We start from the raw sequence: 17,781 nt of genomic DNA, 5'->3' as shown, positions 1-17,781 counted from the left end.
CATCTCTTTTGGGAATTGCTCAATCTTACGATCTAAAAACTGTTCGTATTCAGCAATTCTTTTTGATAGCTTCTCGGCAAGTTCGCCGCCCTTATAGCCCCTGGCAATTAATTCAGAAACAATTTTTTGAATATCTTCCTCATATACTGTTTGTTCTTTCTTAGATGGTTTTAAAAAAATTCCTTGAGGGGTAAGGATGCATGCCCATCAACTTAAGGATGGATACAAAATTAACTTTTGTTCAATTGAACTAAAATCTCCCAAAATGGGGACAAGTTATTAAAAATAAGCACACGAAATAAACCCTAACGGGTTTCATTTTTTTCTTATGCAGCTTTCTTTTGCTTGCTACATCCACTATACTCATAGATAACACCCATGATATCAAAGACAGTTTTCTTCTCATATCGATGAGATTTCCGCCCGTTTTTCTCTAGAAGGTGGAACAGGCGGATCAGAAGCTTTGTTATCTCTTGGGTGCTTTTCCCTATGGCTTGATAGAGGAGAAACAGATGATCTTGGATCATTCCAATCGCTTTATATTCACTTAATTCTTTTTGCTTCTTTTGTAACACAAGTTGGCGCATTTTAAACATCGTAGAAGAACATAAAAAAATAGCGATGAGTTTCCCGTATAAATGGCACTCTATTCTTTCTTGTTTGACGGTACGACAATGATTAATATCAAACAATGATTTCCACGTTTTAAAAACAATTTCTATCTGCCAACGCAATGTATATAATTCATGTACTTGTTCCATCGGAACCCATTCCCAAGGTGCATTTGTCACATATACATTTAATCCCGCTGCTAATTTACTTTTATCTGAATAGGTTTTGTGTTTTGACTTTTCTTTTTCTGCAATTTTCTCTAGACGTTTTTTTAATTGTGCCTCTGTTAAACGATGAAAAATGAGACGTGAAAATAGCTGCTGTTTATCCCCAATATAAGCTTGCTGATATTCTATCGTTTCACCTGGTTGGAGTTGATTCAAAATCTGTATGACATTGATTTGTATGTATTCTGATTGTTTTTTAATGGAACCATTTTTAAAATATTCCGGATTTGGATTTTTTACATATACGTTCGTATTTAACTTTAACCTCGAAATATAATACGTACCACGTTGATCCATTTGATCTAAATCCTCTAATGAAAAATACCCTAAATCACGAATACATAAATCGCCTGGCCGTAACGTATCTAAACATTCTGTTCCGAATGTTTTATCATTATTTTTTCCAGGTCCCACTTGAAAATTAAGAAATTGCCCACTATGTAAATCATATTCTAATTGAATTTTGATCCCAGCTGTTTGAGCGCAGCCACCTGAACCAGGATATATATGTTCCAAAGTATGGGGTACTTGAAACATAGTGGCATCCATGATGCGAATGCGTTTAAAATGAGCAAAAAGTTGGTTAGAAATGTGAGTCTGCTCACAGATTTTTTGTTGTAACAATAACGAAAAGACATGCTTTAAAAATAACACTGATTTTGCAGTAAATCGTTTATTTAAGCCCTCTGGGCTGAGTAAAGTACCTGTAGCTGCATGAAGTCTACTACATAATCGGACTAAAGGATCACTGGCCACCCGTTGGCTAATCCAAATACAAATGGTAGCTAAATCTGATCCTGAAAACTTGCGTTTTCGCTTTATAAACTTAATCTCTCTTGCTAGTTCTTCCAAAAATCCAGGTGTGATATAGCGCTGTAATTCTTCTGCAAATGGTTGTAACTCCTCTTGAATCGAGAGATTCATAAAAAACGTCACCCTTTCTCATAGATTATTAAGAAAGAATAACGTTTTTTTGTACTTGGGGGTAGTAAAAAGTCTTAAGTTGATGGGCATGGGGTCACACGACCGAAAAAAGAAAATTGTACGTTAAGGAATATTTTTACATATTGTTAAGAAATAAAAACACAGGGGAAATGATTTTCCCTGTGTTTTTATTTCTGATTTATTCTATTTTTTCGTAGTGGCCGTAAGTTTTCAAAATTCACTTTTTGATTTAAATTCCAAATATAATCTCCTGTAAGTGCGATATGTTACCAGCCTAATGGAGAAATGTGCTGAATGTATTCCTCTGGAATATGAATACCATTATTCCGTAACGTTTCAATTGCACGAGAGATATAGATAGAATTCCAGGTTACAATCGCAGAAATAATGAGTTGAAGTCCACTTGCACGATGTAATTGATCTTCATAGGATCAATCACGAATTTCTCCTAATTGATTAAAAAATACAGCTCTAGCCAAAGCGTTTTTACTTTCACCTTTATTTAACTCAACCTGAACTTTTCTTCTATGTTCAGGATCTTGTATCCATTTTAACATATATAAACTTCGTTCTATTCGGCCAATCTCACGAAGTGCAATAGATAAACTATTCTGTCTAGGATAAGATGATAATTTTTTTAAAATCAGGGAAGCTGTAACTGTCCCTTGTCGTACAGAGCTAACTAATCGTAATAATGCATCCCAGTTATCTCGTATACTTTTTATTTGTATCATTCCACCCATCATAAAGTTTAAATCTAGATACATTGATGGTTTATTACATGTATAGATTTTCGTTTTATCAATCTCGGTACAAACCCAAAACCTAACATATGGTACATTGTAAATACATGATCTACAAAACCGGTATAATCTGCATAGTGTTCTTCAATCTAAAGAAAATGGTTTTAGACCAAGTGCTTGGAAAATAAACCGATATTATCAACCTTCGATAGTTTTCCGCTCCATAGCATGCCGATATTGAGCAGGGGTTCCTTCCCATTGTGTACTAGCAGGAAATGTTTCTCCTTTCATCATAAGGGAAAGATTTCCGAGCGATGCCCCCTGTTGCATAATCGTATCATACAAAACAACAGAACCGTTACCAATAGAACAATTATCCCCAATGACTAGATTCGACATTTTCATAACACGATCTTCAAATAAATGCGTCTGCAGTGTACTGTTTAAATTAATGGCTACTTGGTTTCCGATATAAACTAAATCAAACTCTGAAATGTGTGTGGAATCCAAAAAGACTCTCTTTCCCATTTTTGTGCCAAACCACCCAAGAATATAGCGAATAAACGGTGTACCTAAAAACAGATTTAACAAATAAGGAACAGTCACATTTTCGTATAAAGCTGTAACTAATTCACTCCTCCATACAAATGTACTCCATAGTGGCTTGGCAGTCTGCTCATAACGACCAATGAGCAGTTTTTTAATAAGAGCGACTACTCCTGTCGCTAGAAAACCTGATAATACAACGAAAAATGGAAATAGAGCAATTAGCCCACCGACAGAGAGATAGCGAGTTTCCTCCCGAAGTGTAAACAATAAGAAACCGCTAATCCATATAGCAAAAGAACCTGGAAGCGTAACACGGAAAAATTCAATCATCAGGCGCTTTATATAAAGGCCCCTCGTGGGATGATATGTTTCTTCCTCCGAGAAGGCAGTATTAATGTCTCGTTTTGGTAAAAATATAGATGGAGAACCTAACCATGATGTATCATTAGAAGATTCTTTTTCTTCAGGTGGAACAGACATAACGCCAATTAAACAACCATTTCCAATTGTTTTTCCTCCTTCAATATGAGCGCTATTCCCAATGAACGTTCGACTTCCAATTCTTGTTTTAGCAATATAAATTTGATTATGAAATACTTTGGGTGTGCCGATAGAAACGGAATCCGCAATAAAACTCTGTTCACCTGCAATAAGTAAATCCGGAGCAATATTTGTAACGGTAGAAACTTCAACCATTTTCCCGATTTTAGCACCGAGCATACGTAGAAATGGCGCTGCATAAAGTGTTGCATAAAGGGAATTATTGAATAATAAACTCATGGTAAGTAGCTTGTCTACAAACCATTTTCGTATATAAAATCCACTATACAAAGAATATTGCCCTTCCTTTATATGGCCGAGTATAATTCGTTTTAGTAATGCGATTCCAAAACATAATGTAAGAACACAAATGAACGAAAATACGGGTGCTAAAAGTAATTCCCAAGCTCCCATATTTGAAAATAAACCTCGTATTAGAAAAAGAGCTGGTAAAAAACTCATACTTGGAATGAGCATTAGCATAATTAGCCCCATTACATAAAGTACTCCTAGTCCGAAACGATAAAACTTGTTATGGTTTGTAGAAGAGATTAACATTGTTTCTACATGTTCGTCTTTTATATTTGTTAATCGTGCAGGAGATCCAATCCATCGCTCATTTTGTGGTATAAGTACATTAGAGGGAACCATAGACTGTTCCCCTAATTGTGAATGGTCTTTCATCATTGTATTGGGGGAAATAACCGTATTTGATCCAATATGACAGTTACTTCCCACTGAAATCTTACCAATTTTCAGTGTAGTTCCTTCAACTGTATAGCCAAGAAGCTGTGCATCTACTCCAATACTACTGTTGTTTCCAATTTCAATTAAATCAAACGTATACATGTGTTGTGTGCCAATATAACAATCCGTTCCAATTTTTGCCCCCATCAGGCGATAATACCATTTTAAAAACGGAGTTCCTGTTAAGAAGCTGATAGGTGCGAGTCCTTGAATGCGTCGAACAAGCCACCAACGAAAATAATAACTTCCCCAAAGTGGATACTCGCCTTCTTTAAAGCGCCCGATTAGAAGCCACTTGGCCGCAATTGAAATAATAATCATAGATGGACAATAGATAGCAAACATAGAAATCACAGCAAGGAAAATTTGTTCATCTCCCCATGGACTATTGGCTAAATGTAAGTACACAAGTACAAACGGTAAAGAGGCAAGCAAAGTAAGAGCATATATACTTACGCCTTGCATAAATCCATTTCTTTTATATACACCGTCTGAAACGGGATCTATGCCTTTACTAACAGAGTGTTTTGTTTCGCTTTTGTATTGTGATTGTATAAAATGAGACAGTTGTTCAATTGTTGGATGTGCATATATATCTGAAACAGCCATCCCTGTCATCATACTATGTTCCCGAAGCTTTGACACAGCAAGTGCAGCAAATAGTGAATGTCCCCCTAAATCATTGAAGAAATGATCTGTAATAGAAATTGTATTTTGCTGAAAAATTTCTTGCCATACTCTTGCGATCGCTTCTTCTGTTTTGTTACGAGGAGCGATATGCTCTTTATGAAGCCTTTGCTGTTCTGTCGGCGCGGGTAAACTCTTACGATCAATTTTTCCGCTTACGAGAGTTGGAAGCTCATCAAGCACTTCGATACATGACGGTACCATGTATGCAGGAAGACGTTCTTTTAAACGATTGTGTACAACTGACCTATCTATACTTTTTCCTTCATCCAACAACAGATAGGCAACTAATACTTGCAGTCCGGGTGCTTGTTCGTAAACATTTACAATAGCATTGCGTATATCAGGAATAGTCATAATAACAGTTTCAATTTCGCTAAGTTCAACTCGATATCCACGAATTTTGACCTGACTGTCAATTCTCCCTAAAAACTCAATATCTCCTTGCTCGTTAAAACGAACTAAATCTCCTGTCCGATATAAACGGGTAGAATCAAAAGCTGTTTCACAAAAAGGGTTATCAACAAATTTTTCTTTTGTTAAATCTTCTCTATTGTTATAGCCACGTGCTAATCCGGCCCCTCCAATATATAATTCCCCAGATTCTCCAACTGAAACAGGATTCATCTGTTCGTCTAAAATATACACAGTATAATTAGGAAGAGGTTTACCGATTGTTACTGATTTATCAGGATCACATTCTGTGTAAGTAGCAATTACTGTTGCCTCCGTCGGACCGTACGTATTCATCATACGTCGACCTGGACGACACCAATGCTTTACAATATGACTTGGACAATCTTCTCCTCCTACAATTAACAAACGAAGTGTTGGAATATCTTCTTTCCACATTGCAAGTAACGTTGGTACACAAGACAGAACGGTCACACCAAGCTTCGTCAACATCTTTGGCAAATCCATTCCGCTTTGCTGTAGTTTACGTGTTCCAACTACAAGTGCTGCACCATTTGAAAATGCCATCCAAATTTCTTCCACAGAGGCATCAAACGCAATTGTAAATCCTTGATATACTCGATCCGATGGCAAAACGTTATAAAACGTTTGTGAAGCCCTGACAACATGAGTTGCAGTATGATGCTCAATTAACACACCTTTTGGACGTCCTGTTGTACCTGAGGTATAAATTATGTAGGATAAGTCATTATATTGTACTTCTACCTCCTCTTTATCTAAGCGCTCCTTACTTTCATTTGCAATCAAAATAGATTCTTGATCCAATAATACAACTAGATATTCTAGATGGTACTGAGCAGCAATTGATTCGGTCATAATAGCTGCGGTAATCTCACAGTCTTGTAGAATATATTGTACCCTGTCTTCTGGATAACTCAGATCTAGTGGTACGTATGCAGCCCCCGCTTTCATAATACCTAACATTGCAATATAAGATTCTATAGAACGTTCTAGGAGAATTGCTACACGGCTACCGCAGCCAATTCCTTTGGACCGTAAATATCTTGCTAACTGGTTTGCCTGAACTTCTAGTTCTCCATATGTCACAGTTCTATCATCATAAATAATAGCAGATCGGGCTTCATAACGATCCACTGTTTCTTCAAATACTTGATGTAAACACTCTTCTCTAAGAAGTTCCGATTTTCGTTGACCATAATTCCATTCTGAAGGCGGTAAGTATGTACTTCTAGGTTTTTCTAGTATAGGCCTCATACAATTCATTCCTTTCCCAAAAATAAGATTATATGAACAGTGCCTGTATCAATTGAGGTACTAATACCATTACGTATCGAGATAATAATAGGATAGTAGTCATTTTAATAATCTGATTGTTATTAATTTTCAGTATAATTACGAGGTGTGTTTTCTTTATGAACTTGTGGTGAATTTTAACAAAAATTCTATTTTTAACAAAATAACACTTGTTTATTTTTCGTATAATTGTTTTAAGAGGTCTTTAATCTCTGCTAATTCTGTTTCTATATGTTGCAACTTACTTTGCATAGCATCAATCTCTTGCTCTGCTTTATAATTAATTGCAAAATCAATAATCGATTCATGTTTATCACGTGTAGTTTGTCTGTTTTGGCTCATCATAATAACAGGAGCTTGAAATGCTGCTATGCAGGATAAGCATAAATTTAATAAGATAAACGGCGGCTCGTCAAAATGAAAAGATTTTATAACAGGCAAGCTATTCCAGACCATCCATCCAAAAAGAAAAATTACACTCCATATAATAAATTTCCAGCTACCTCCAAAGTGTGCAATTCTATCTGCTAGACGATCTGACCATTTTGTTTGTTGTATATATTCAGTATTCAGTTGGTGAAGAATTTCGGATTCATAACGATCTACCATATGCTCAATTCGTGTTAAGTTTTCTTGATTTAGATCAATATCAAATCCTTGAATTTCTATGTGCTCTTTGGATTCTCTTTTTCCATTAGGTTGTTTCCATTTCTTTTTGGCCATTATATATACCTCTCCTTTCGCCCCTTTGAATATGTAGTGGCATACGATTCTCTTAGCCATATTTTTCGTAATTCAATTACTGATAAGATACTGTTATATCTAGTTTGTGGAACCCTTTCCTTAATATATTTTTGTACAAAGAATACCTTTATATTACTGTTTCATTAAAATAGTCCTTCTCTATAAAAAGTATACGAGTAAAGACAGAAAAAGAATCCATAAAAGGATTCTTCTCATAAAATATTTGAAATTGAAAATTCATTACTATCATCTCACTATTTTTGTAATAGATAGATTTATTTGCTTTGGTCCAATCTTTTAAAAAATCAATTTGAAGGCGAATACATGACTCCGTTCAACTACATCACTATCAAGATCCTGGTTATGGTAAAATCTGTTGTTTAACCAGTAAAAGGAACAAAAACAAGAGAAACTGATTTTTTACACTATGGAACAACTGATTCGATAAGGAATCATGGGAGTGTTTACTGGTCAGTCATAGAGGTTATTTCTGCTAAAAGCTATATAGCTTTTGTTACTAATTTTAAAAATATAAAAATCATAACCTCAATGCTTATACGGGTTTCCAGCTTATTGATTGTTAAAATGATAATTTTTTTATATACCTTTATTTGTTTTTCTGAGAAAAATAGACAGTTATTTTTTTAAAACTTCGGAAATCAATCAATACCTACCGCATCAAATGATTTTTTTACAGCATCTACTTCTGCAGATTCAGCACCATATAGGTCAGAGGCTGCTTGTTCTAATCCAGCACGCGCCTGGCTAAATGTAGTAGATTGTGTAAAATAAACCGTATTTGCACGGTAATAGATTGCCCCCATTTTATCTCGGCCAATACCTGGGACTGTTATATCGTAATGATTGCCGCCTTCAGCCAATAAATACGCAGCTTTATTAATAATAGAACTATTCGTGTGTACTCCGCCATTATCATCATCACCCATATAACGCTTCGAATAATGATCTGGATTTCCTTGATTTTCTGGATGATCCATAGACCGAAGGGCACTTCCAGGTGTACCAGGTTGATAAACTCCCTCTCCAATTTCATAATCTGGATTTCGATTGTCATAAAAACGAATTAAAATTCCAAAAATGTCAGAAATCGCTTCATTTAATGCACCGGGTTCATCTTGATACATTAAAGCTGATGTTGATTCTGTAACGGCATGAGTTAATTCATGCCCAACTATATCAATTGCACCAGATAATGGGAGAAATGTCTGGCCATCACCATCTCCATATACCATTTGCTGTCCATTCCAAAATGCATTGTTATAATTTGTACCATAGTGTACAGAGGATTTAATCGATGCCCCCGCATTGTCATAGGAATTCCGATTAAACTTAGACTTATAATAGTCGAATGTTTTTCCAGCATAATAGTGTGCATCCACAGCGGGAGCATCATAAGAATTGGTGAAAAGATCCGTAGAATTAACCCATAGGGATCCAGGGATATTTTCTGTATCTTTTGCATCATACGTATAAATTCCCTTCCCACGTGTCATATCTTCCAAGTAATACTGAGTACCAGATAGCCATGTATTTAAGGATTTTGTATCTCCAAGCACACCTGTTCCTTGTCCAACCTTCTTTGAACCTTTTACTGCTAGAGGAATACTTGTTGTCTGTTGACTATGTGCTTCATCGATACTATTAAATTTGTGTACAATAGATCCTGTTTCCGAGTCTACAAAATAAAAATAGTTTCCAGGTTTGGGATGTAAAAAGTTTAATTTTACTAAGTACGTATTGGTTGCTTTCTCTTTGTCTGTATATACCACACGTTCTACAGTAGGTTGTTTTTCATATTTTGGTTTATATCCTAAATCTTGTTCTGCAATGGAAATGGCTTTCTCTTGAGAAATTGAGGGAGAAGATTGTAATGATTGTTGTTGAAAAAGGTTAGGTTTGACAGTTCCAGAAAACACCGTTAATATTCCATTTTTCTGGACATGTGCCACTTGGGTAGATCCCCATACCGGGATACCATTGAGTATTTGTTGAAGACGAATCACTGTAGAACCAAATGAATCTTTTTGTTTCGATGTAATAATAAAAGACTCTTCTGCTGATTTATCACCAAATTTATACATATCTTTATGGGTATTGAGGTACGAAAAAACAATCTGTTCTTCTGTACGTGAAGTAGATGGTGTCAGCTTTCCTGCCATAAATTCTGGAGATCCTACCTCTTTGTTAAACTTCTCAATAGATACTACATTTGATGCAGCTAAAGCTGAAGTAGAAGAAAAGCTAGTACATACGATTCCAAGCGATAAACCGATCCCTATGTGTGCCTTTGTCATGATACATGCCTCCTAAAATAAAATTTAGATTACATTCTGAATAATAACAATTTTTAGAACTATTAGATATACGATTCACTTGTCCAATTAACTATTATTCTAGATGCATTTTGTAAAATTTTAGAATTTAATAGGAGTTAAGTAGTTTATTGTAAAGAATATATAAGAAAGAGACAATGCGAACATGAAGGAATTATCCATACTATTATGGAATTTTAAAAAAAGAAATCCAATATATATAAGTTGAATTAAAAGGTTACAGCTACTGTTTGTCGAAATATAATAAGTAACATATATTGACAAATGGAGCGGAGCAAAATGACACATGTACACCAAAACGAAAAAGAAAGCCTACTTGTAGCAATGAAAACGACTAAAACGAAACGAATGTATGAACGTTATCAAACGATCTATTTCTATGTACAAGGCTTTTCTATAAAAGAAATAATGAACATGATTGGTCGTTCTGAAAAAACAATCTATAATTATGTGAATGCTTACAAAGAAAAAGGATTGCATGGCTTACTCATGGGACAATCAACAGGAGCACCACGTAAATTAGCCCCTGAACAAGAACAGGAGTTAGTTCAAGTGAGTGCATCTCATCTACCCGTGGATGTTGGATTTCCAGCTAAACATAATTGGACTTTATCCATTATCGCTTCTTTCATTAAAAGAGAATGGAACGTAAGTTACACACTTCGCGGGGTGTCTCGACTTTTACATGATTTAGGGCTTAGTTACACAAAACCGACGTATACATTAGCGAAAGCAGACCCGGTGAAACAACAAGAGTTTAGGGAAGTTACCTTCCCCGCCTATAAAAAAAAACTTTTAAACGAGGAGATTGACCATCTTCTGTTTCAAGATGAGTCCATGATCCGCGATTACCAAGCACTGCAGCATACATGGTTTTTAAAAGGAAAACAACGCAGTATTCCTACTTATGGGAAACACCAAGGTGTTAAACTTATTGGTACACTTAATTATGAAACCGGTGAGTTAGTTTGTGTAGAAGAGGAGCGGTATGATGCCGAAGCATTTCTTCGTTTTCTTCAGCATGTACTTGAACTGTATCCCAACGGGAAAATAGCTCTTATTCTAGATAATGCGCGTATTCATCATGCGAAGCTCATCCAACCACTTTTAAGGAAACACTGTCATCGCTTAGAATTAGTGTTTTTACCTCCCTACAGTCCCGATTTAAATTTAATTGAAGGGGTATGGAAATGGCTCAAATCAGACATCATTCATAATGTTTTTTATTCATCGATTTATGAAATTCAAAAAAATGTACAGGCTTTTATTCAGGAATTAAATCGCACACCTGAAAAAGTGATCGATCGATTATGCATTCGATTGTAATCTTTTAATTCAACTTATATAGTATGAATTTTTTATAAAGAACGAGGGGAGACATAAAAATGAAGATAAAAACATCCATTCTTAATTTAACAAGTCCAGCAGATATTGTTAGGCAATTTAATGTTAGAAAAGACCCCATTGATCTACGAGATAAAATGTTTCAAAGTTACCTTTTTAGTAATCAAGAAGACCTTCCAACACAAGTTGACCTCCGAAATCGGATGTCAGAAGTTGCGGATCAAGGTCATCTTGGCTCTTGTACGGCAAATGCTATTGTATCAGGATTACGTGAATATCTCCTCAAACAGTCAGGACGCCCATTTGTTTCGTTATCTCGATTGTTTCTGTATTATCATGAACGAGAGATAGAAGGAGACATTCAAGATGATAAAGGGGCTATTCTTCGAGACGGAATGAATGTTCTAAAAAAGTTGGGGGTCTGTCCTGAAGAAGATTATTCATACAATGAAGACTTCCGAAACACACCATCTGCAAAAGCTGAGAATGATGCTGCACTTTATCGGATTGGACAATACAATCGTGTACAAGACTTACCACGATTAAAAGCTGCACTTGCTCATGGGTTGCCTGTTGTTCTGGGCTTTCTAGTTACAAAAACTTTTTACTATTCTGAGGAAGTAAGAAAAACAGGAATCGTACCTATATCCGGAACAGATGATGTAATCACAGAAAATGGTCAACAAGCAGGACACGCTGTTTGCGCTGTTGGATACGATGATAGTAAACAAATTGTAATTATTCGAAACAGCTGGGGAGTTGAATGGGGAGATAAAGGCTATTGTTATTTTCCATATGAATTATTTCAAAATGGAATTGTACAGGATATGTGGACAGGACGTTAATTTAGAATAAGGAGAATGAATATACAGTAATGATTAACCCGACACATTTCAATGTTTTTCCAACTAATAAAACAAGTGTCATACGTGAAATAAGCCTCACACGACCCAAAAAAGAAAATTGCACACCAAGGAAATTTTTTGCAAAAAGACGATTCTCTTGTATTTAAAGAATCGTCTTTTTGTTTGCGTTCGGTTCTCTTAATTTTCTATACAAACCAGCTTGACTTACACCTGTAATCGCACAAATTTCTTTAATAGTTTTATTCGTTTCTCGACGTAATTCAATGGCATGATTCATACCAGCATGTTGTTCTGTATATTTTTTTACTCTCCCTCGATACACTCCTTTTTGTTTTGCAAGTTTGATCCCAGCAATTTGTTTTTCCTTAATCATGTCTCGATCTAATTCACTAAAGGCAGACATAACTGTTAAAAAGAATTTTCCTGTTGGAGTTCTTGTGTCAATTCCTAAATTTAAAACCGCAAAGTGTATGCCTTTTCACGAAGATGTTCAACAAATTGTAGTAATTGAATTGTATTCCGTCCTAGTCGGTCCATTCTTGTTACAACGAGTGTATCTCCTTTTATTAATCGAGAAAGTAAATCATCTAATTCTATTTTTTCTTGACTTATACCACTGATTTTTTCTTTTGCAATTTTATCAACTCCATATTTTAGAAGTTGTTCAATTGTAACTGCTTAGTCCGTTAGTATTATTGATATTTATGAATTCATAGTTTAGCATTCAATGTCTTCGCTCATACTAATAATAAAAATGAAAGGAGGCATGCTGTTTATGCATACAGAACAAATTTCTCATTCTTATCACATGGGTCTGGAAGCGGTAAAAAACCTTTTTATGGAGGAACATCTCAAATCAACCGTATACATACAACAATTAGAAGCGGAAAATAAACAATTGAAGGAAACTGTAGCATCGCTACAAACGGAAATACAGAAGTTAAAAGTAACTAACCAAAAGAATTCCTCAAACAGCCATAAGCCGCCTTCTACAGATGGGTTCAAGAAACCTCTCACGAAAAGTTTACGGGGAAAAACCGAACGTACCTGGTGGGCAAATCGGTCACCAGGGCCATAGGCTTGTACCTGCTAAATCCCCACATCATATTGTTATACATCCCATTTCCCTTTGTTCAAAATGTCAATCTTCTTTAGAGAATGAACAAGTTGTCAGTCGAAAAAAAACGACAAGTCTTCGATGTACCTTCTACCAAAATAGAAGTGACTCAATATGAAGCGGAAGGAAAAGTTTGTTCCCATTGCCTGTCTTTCGAAGAAGGACAGTTTTCACCTCATGTAACCAAATCCGTACAATATGGTCCTCGTATACAAGCATTAGTGGTATACCTCATCAATTACCAGATGATTTCTTATTCCCGTACAGCTGCCTATATCCGTGATCAATTTGGCCATACCATCAGCGAGGGAACACTGGTTCATATGAACCGTACATTCGGGAAGCGCTTGAATATTTTTGAAGAAAAAGCGAAAACGCATTTGTTACAATCCCGCATTGTTCATTTTGATGAAACGGGAGTTCGTGTGAACCGAAAATTACAGTGGATACATACCATGAGTACAAAAGAGATAAACCTTCAAGTAACACATGCAAAACGTGGAAGAGAGGCCATGAATGAGATTGGTGTCCTACCCACATTTTCAGGAATCGCGGTTCATGATGGTCTTGCGGCCTATTCTGGATATGAACAGTGCCAACATGTTTTATGTAACGCTCATCTTTTGCGGGATTTACAAGGTATTTATGAGCAAACTGCTGAAAAATGGGCAAAAGACATGAAAGAGCTATTGGTTGATGCGAAACAAGTCAAAGAACAGAAAGAGGGAAAGCTTTCATTGTGGGACCTTCTCGAAATTGAGTACCGGTATGAAGCCATCCTGCAGGATGGGGCCCAGTGTCATCCTCACTCGATAGAAAAAAGCACATCCAAAAAGCGTTCAAAGCAATCTCCTTCCCAAAACCTATTGGATCGCTTTGCGCGTGATAAAGATGCAATTTTAGGCTTTCTCACGCATGCTGATATTCCATTTGATAATAATGAAGCGGAGCGAGATATTCGGATGGCAAAAGTAAAACAAAAAGTATCTGGTACGTTTCGTACCGAAGAAGGTGCGCGTATCTTTTGTTTAACAAGAAGTTTCATTCAAACCGCACAAAAACAAGGAAAACCTGTATTCCACACACTAGAACAATTCATTCGTGAAGGAAGCATGGATTTTACATGTATCAACTAATTAGAGAGGAATTTCATAACGAAAAAATCCCTTTCTTTGTCTTGCGTTTTTTAGTAAACTAAATAGTTACTAAAAAAACGACATATCTGCACGCTAGATACGACTGAGGATTGCCTCAGGATTTTTATCAATAGATTCTATAAATTGATAGATTGAATCCATAAGATGATCCATCGTTTCATGATAACAGTTTGCTAAAACATTTTCTTTCATTACCTTCCATACACGTTCAATCATATTTAAGTTCGGGGAATATGGAGGTGAAAATAGCAAAGTCAGACGGCGGTTATTTTCTCGCATAAACGATTTCAGTAGCTTAGCATGATGATACCTTGCGTTATCTAATACAAGCACAACGTGCTTATTTTCATATTCTTTTAACACATATGTTAAAAATTGCTGAAACGTTTCAGCATTACAGCAATCTGCTTTTGTACAGAGAAATTTACCCGTGATTGCATCAATCGTACCGAATAAAGACGTCGAATTACGCTTTCCTAACACTGCAATTTTCTTTTGTTTCCCTTTTGCAAACCATGTAGCATGAACGGTTTGACTATCTCTAAAGTGACATTCATCTTGATATAAGAGTACGGTATTTTCATCAATTAAGCTTTTTTTATCATATCTAATTGTTTTTGAAACTGTATTTGTTTTTCTTTATTTGCTTTTTTTAATACATAAGTAGCATTTGTATAAGAAAAATTCATCCGATGTAACATTTTTCGGATGCCTTCACGCGACATACAAATAGCAAATTTCTCTTTGATGACATATTGGATATTTCGTGTATTCCAGAAAGATTCTTGACCAAATTGCAACTTCGCTGGAGTTGTATGTAAAATGAGTTGTTTTAATTCTTCCTGTTGTTGCTTAGTTAAATATGGCTTTTTCCCAGGGATTTGTTTACGAGTAAGTAATCCTTCCAGCGCATGTTCTTTGAATTTTTTCACATAACTAGAGACGCTTTGACGATGCATCCCGAGTATGATTGCTACATCTACCATTGTGTATCCTTCCATTACCATTCGAACAGCTGTAATACGTCGTTGACGAGAAGTTTGTTTTTCTTTTTTCTCTATTTTTCGTAAATCTGATATTGTGAAATCATGTGATTTTTGTATTTTATGTGGCATAGTGTATCTTTCTCCCTTTATGTTTTTTTACAAACATTATCGGGTATCCTGAAACGATTTATACATGGTGATATTTTATTGTGGACTTATACAGGTTAATTTAAAAGGCTCTGTTGCAAAGTTTGAAAAAGATATGTATAGGTCATTTTCATACGTTTGTCCTATCAGAACTATATTTTCTCAATATGGCTAATGAGTATATGTGATAAAATAAAGGATGATTTTGTATATTATTAAAATTAAAGTGGTTATCAAGTCAAAGGAAAAGGCACTCTCATGAGTGCCTTTTCCTTATAAAACACATTCGTTACTACGCTACTGAGATCATTTCTAATAACAGGTTAGTGAAAGAGGAAGATAGGATGTGTAAATGTGTACAAACCAGTTATTTTTTAAGATTCCAAACAGATTTTTATTTTACAATCCTTTTTATTTCTCATGTTGTTCGACATAGTCTACCAAAGGGATTTAATGGTATAAATATTATGAAGTTATACGACAATCCTGTATGAACGTATTCATCAATCATACAAGTTTTCTTGTGATGGGAATATATGCTCGCTTATGCAAGTACTTCACTCTGTTTGTTACGTTACATTCTTGATAAAACGGGATACTCTCAATCGAACTTGGCTGATTCAGCCAAGTTCGATTGTAAATATTTGTTTCTATTGTAAGAAACGTGAGTGTTTTCAGTGGTAATACTAATTAGCAGGTAAAGGTTGGGTTTTTCGCAACTGTTCCTGACTTTGCCGAAAAACGGGGTGTTGGTTTGGTCGTAGTGGAGCAGGAGATAGATCTACTGGACGTAACGATAGACAAGATTTCCATTGTTGCGGATTTCAGGGAAGGTTTGAGGAAATCGGATTTTATACAATCAGTCACGAACACACAGATCTATGACAGACAGCCATATACTTCACGTAACTTTGGTTATCAAGAAGTGTTAAAATCAGAGTTTCTTCAAGTAGGTTATATAGAACTTGCAGGCGAAATGAAAGGGATAGACATAGATCTACAAAAATTAATATTTCATAGAATACGGCTAGAAATGGAAATCGAACGGGAAAGTAAACGCCGTGAGCATGGAGAAGCGATGCTATCAAATGAGGAATATCAGAGGTTATTCGAAAATAAGGAAGATATACAAGCGTTAATCGAACAAACAAATGAAGAGGGAATGCTTACAGATCGACATAAAATAGAGTATCATAAAAAACACATTGAAGTATCTTTACGTGAATTGCAATCGATCTTACAGTCGACAGCAGATGAGATAGATGAAATATATGCAAATGTAGATTTTTCAATTCAGTCGATGCGACGGTATCATGAAAAGCACTTGTACGCTCTTCATGAAAAAAGGAGAATCTTACAAAAGCAAATTCAGACGAAGCAAATAGAGTTGGAAATGGATGCAGAAAAGATGTGCTTACTTGATGAAGAAGGATTTCTTCCCTATACAAAAAAGACAACCAGAAAGCATTTGATAAAGGCAGTACGATTTGAATTTAATCCAAAATATATGAAATGCAATCCAATCGTGAACGAATCTATACGACATGTTTTGGGGTTACTAGAGAATATAGAAGTCACAGGTATACATATTGCACTCGATTATGCTGTGAACATATCCGATCTCAAAATAAGAGATTTATCCAGCAAAACGGAATATATGATACTCAGTCGTGATAAAACATTAGAAACACTCTATATAGGTGTAAGATCATCTGATAATTGTTTATGTATTTATAATAAGAAGAAAGAAGCGGAACAAAATGGTTCCATTGATCCGTATCCGGATATAGAATATGTAACACGTTTCGAAGCGCGCTTAAGAAAGAAGAAGACCTTAGAACTATGGGAAGAGGATTGGACCCCCTTTGACAACATAATTGTGAGTACATTACAGCAATTGGGACAAATGAATTTGAAATTGAATGATAAAATCATTCTTGATGCAATTATGAGTGATAAGTACGGAAGGTATTGGGGGATGATGGACAAGTATCAAAAGACAGCCTGGAGAAAAAAAATGAAGGATCTTGTCCCGAAAAAGTTAGACATAGCAAAAGATTTTTCCAAAAAAAAGAAGTCACTTAGTGAGGAACTAAATGACTTACTCAATGGTTCGATGCTCCATACAATGTTCACAAATATAGAGCCAAGCAATTAAGCATGAATAATCTACTCAAACTGTATCATGATGTGGGGTTGAAAGCAAGTGAATCCTACTTGAGAAATGAAAGTGAATCATCTGACTACATCTATAAAGAGAAGGAATATGACATTTTTTATGTAGGAAT

General features: G+C 35.5%; 11 protein-coding genes and 2 pseudogenes. 5 read left to right on the top strand and 8 right to left on the bottom strand.

The annotated features are described in order from the left end of the window. Nucleotides 1–326: 326 nt before the first annotated feature. The 5 genes and pseudogenes from ACP6L7_RS10185 to ACP6L7_RS10165 form a co-directional block, all read right to left on the bottom strand. Nucleotides 327–1,763: an IS4 family transposase gene (locus ACP6L7_RS10185; RefSeq protein WP_430529099.1), complete on the bottom strand. Its 1,437-nt coding sequence runs from the start codon at nucleotides 1,761–1,763 to the stop codon at nucleotides 327–329. 188 nt (nucleotides 1,764–1,951) lie between these two features. Continuing rightward, nucleotides 1,952–2,676 (bottom strand): annotated as a pseudogene (locus ACP6L7_RS10180) (Tn3 family transposase); the annotation flags it as partial. Between the two features lie 49 nt (nucleotides 2,677–2,725). Next, a complete protein-coding gene (locus tag ACP6L7_RS10175; RefSeq protein ID WP_430529176.1) occupies nucleotides 2,726–6,739 on the bottom strand; it encodes a Pls/PosA family non-ribosomal peptide synthetase in 4,014 nt (1,337 codons plus the stop codon). 213 nt (nucleotides 6,740–6,952) lie between these two features. Continuing rightward, nucleotides 6,953–7,501 carry a DUF1003 domain-containing protein gene (locus tag ACP6L7_RS10170; RefSeq protein WP_430529175.1) on the bottom strand — a complete coding sequence of 183 codons (549 nt, stop codon included), beginning with the start codon at nucleotides 7,499–7,501 and terminating at the stop codon, nucleotides 6,953–6,955. A 680-nt stretch (nucleotides 7,502–8,181) separates the two neighbouring features. Then, a complete protein-coding gene (locus tag ACP6L7_RS10165; protein ID WP_430529174.1) occupies nucleotides 8,182–9,837 on the bottom strand; it encodes a M4 family metallopeptidase in 1,656 nt (551 codons plus the stop codon). Between the two features lie 318 nt (nucleotides 9,838–10,155). Here ACP6L7_RS10165 and ACP6L7_RS10160 point away from each other — a divergent pair, with 318 nt between their 5' ends. After that, nucleotides 10,156–11,202 (top strand): IS630 family transposase, encoded by a 1,047-nt coding sequence (locus tag ACP6L7_RS10160; protein WP_430529145.1) that lies wholly within the window; start codon nucleotides 10,156–10,158, stop codon nucleotides 11,200–11,202. 59 nt (nucleotides 11,203–11,261) lie between these two features. Further along, nucleotides 11,262–12,065 (top strand): C1 family peptidase, encoded by an 804-nt coding sequence (locus ACP6L7_RS10155; protein WP_430529173.1) that lies wholly within the window; start codon nucleotides 11,262–11,264, stop codon nucleotides 12,063–12,065. Nucleotides 12,066–12,228: 163 nt separating this feature from the next. Here ACP6L7_RS10155 and ACP6L7_RS10150 read toward each other — a convergent pair. After that, nucleotides 12,229–12,755 (bottom strand): annotated as a pseudogene (locus ACP6L7_RS10150) (recombinase family protein). Between the two features lie 106 nt (nucleotides 12,756–12,861). On the opposite strand from ACP6L7_RS10150, the gene ACP6L7_RS10145 reads away from it, so the two are divergent. Both ACP6L7_RS10145 and tnpC read left to right on the top strand, forming a co-directional pair. Continuing rightward, complete coding sequence (locus ACP6L7_RS10145) at nucleotides 12,862–13,164, top strand: DUF6444 domain-containing protein (RefSeq protein WP_430529172.1); 303 nt, start codon at nucleotides 12,862–12,864, stop codon at nucleotides 13,162–13,164. 89 nt (nucleotides 13,165–13,253) lie between these two features. Continuing rightward, nucleotides 13,254–14,339 carry an IS66 family transposase gene (gene tnpC / locus ACP6L7_RS10140; protein ID WP_430529171.1) on the top strand — a complete coding sequence of 362 codons (1,086 nt, stop codon included), beginning with the start codon at nucleotides 13,254–13,256 and terminating at the stop codon, nucleotides 14,337–14,339. Between the two features lie 93 nt (nucleotides 14,340–14,432). On the opposite strand, the gene ACP6L7_RS10135 is transcribed toward tnpC, so the two are convergent. Both ACP6L7_RS10135 and ACP6L7_RS10130 read right to left on the bottom strand, forming a co-directional pair. Beyond that, the gene (locus ACP6L7_RS10135) at nucleotides 14,433–14,948 is read right to left on the bottom strand and encodes an IS630 family transposase (RefSeq protein ID WP_430529205.1); all 516 of its coding nucleotides are present in this window, start codon (nucleotides 14,946–14,948) and stop codon (nucleotides 14,433–14,435) included. Further along, nucleotides 14,948–15,475 (bottom strand): helix-turn-helix domain-containing protein, encoded by a 528-nt coding sequence (locus tag ACP6L7_RS10130; RefSeq protein ID WP_430529170.1) that lies wholly within the window; start codon nucleotides 15,473–15,475, stop codon nucleotides 14,948–14,950. The genes ACP6L7_RS10135 and ACP6L7_RS10130 overlap by 1 nt, the downstream gene beginning before the upstream one ends. A 781-nt stretch (nucleotides 15,476–16,256) precedes the next feature. On the opposite strand from ACP6L7_RS10130, the gene ACP6L7_RS10125 reads away from it, so the two are divergent. Beyond that, on the top strand, nucleotides 16,257–17,651 hold the full coding sequence (locus ACP6L7_RS10125; protein WP_430529204.1) for a replication initiation factor domain-containing protein: 1,395 nt from the start codon (nucleotides 16,257–16,259) through the stop codon (nucleotides 17,649–17,651). The last annotated feature ends 130 nt before the right edge of the window (nucleotides 17,652–17,781 follow it).

The sequence above is a fragment of the Bacillus silvicola genome (assembly GCF_050524305.1).
Lineage (GTDB): Bacteria > Bacillota > Bacilli > Bacillales > Bacillaceae_G > Bacillus_A > Bacillus_A cereus_AT.
This window is presented reverse-complemented; position numbering and strand designations above follow the sequence as displayed.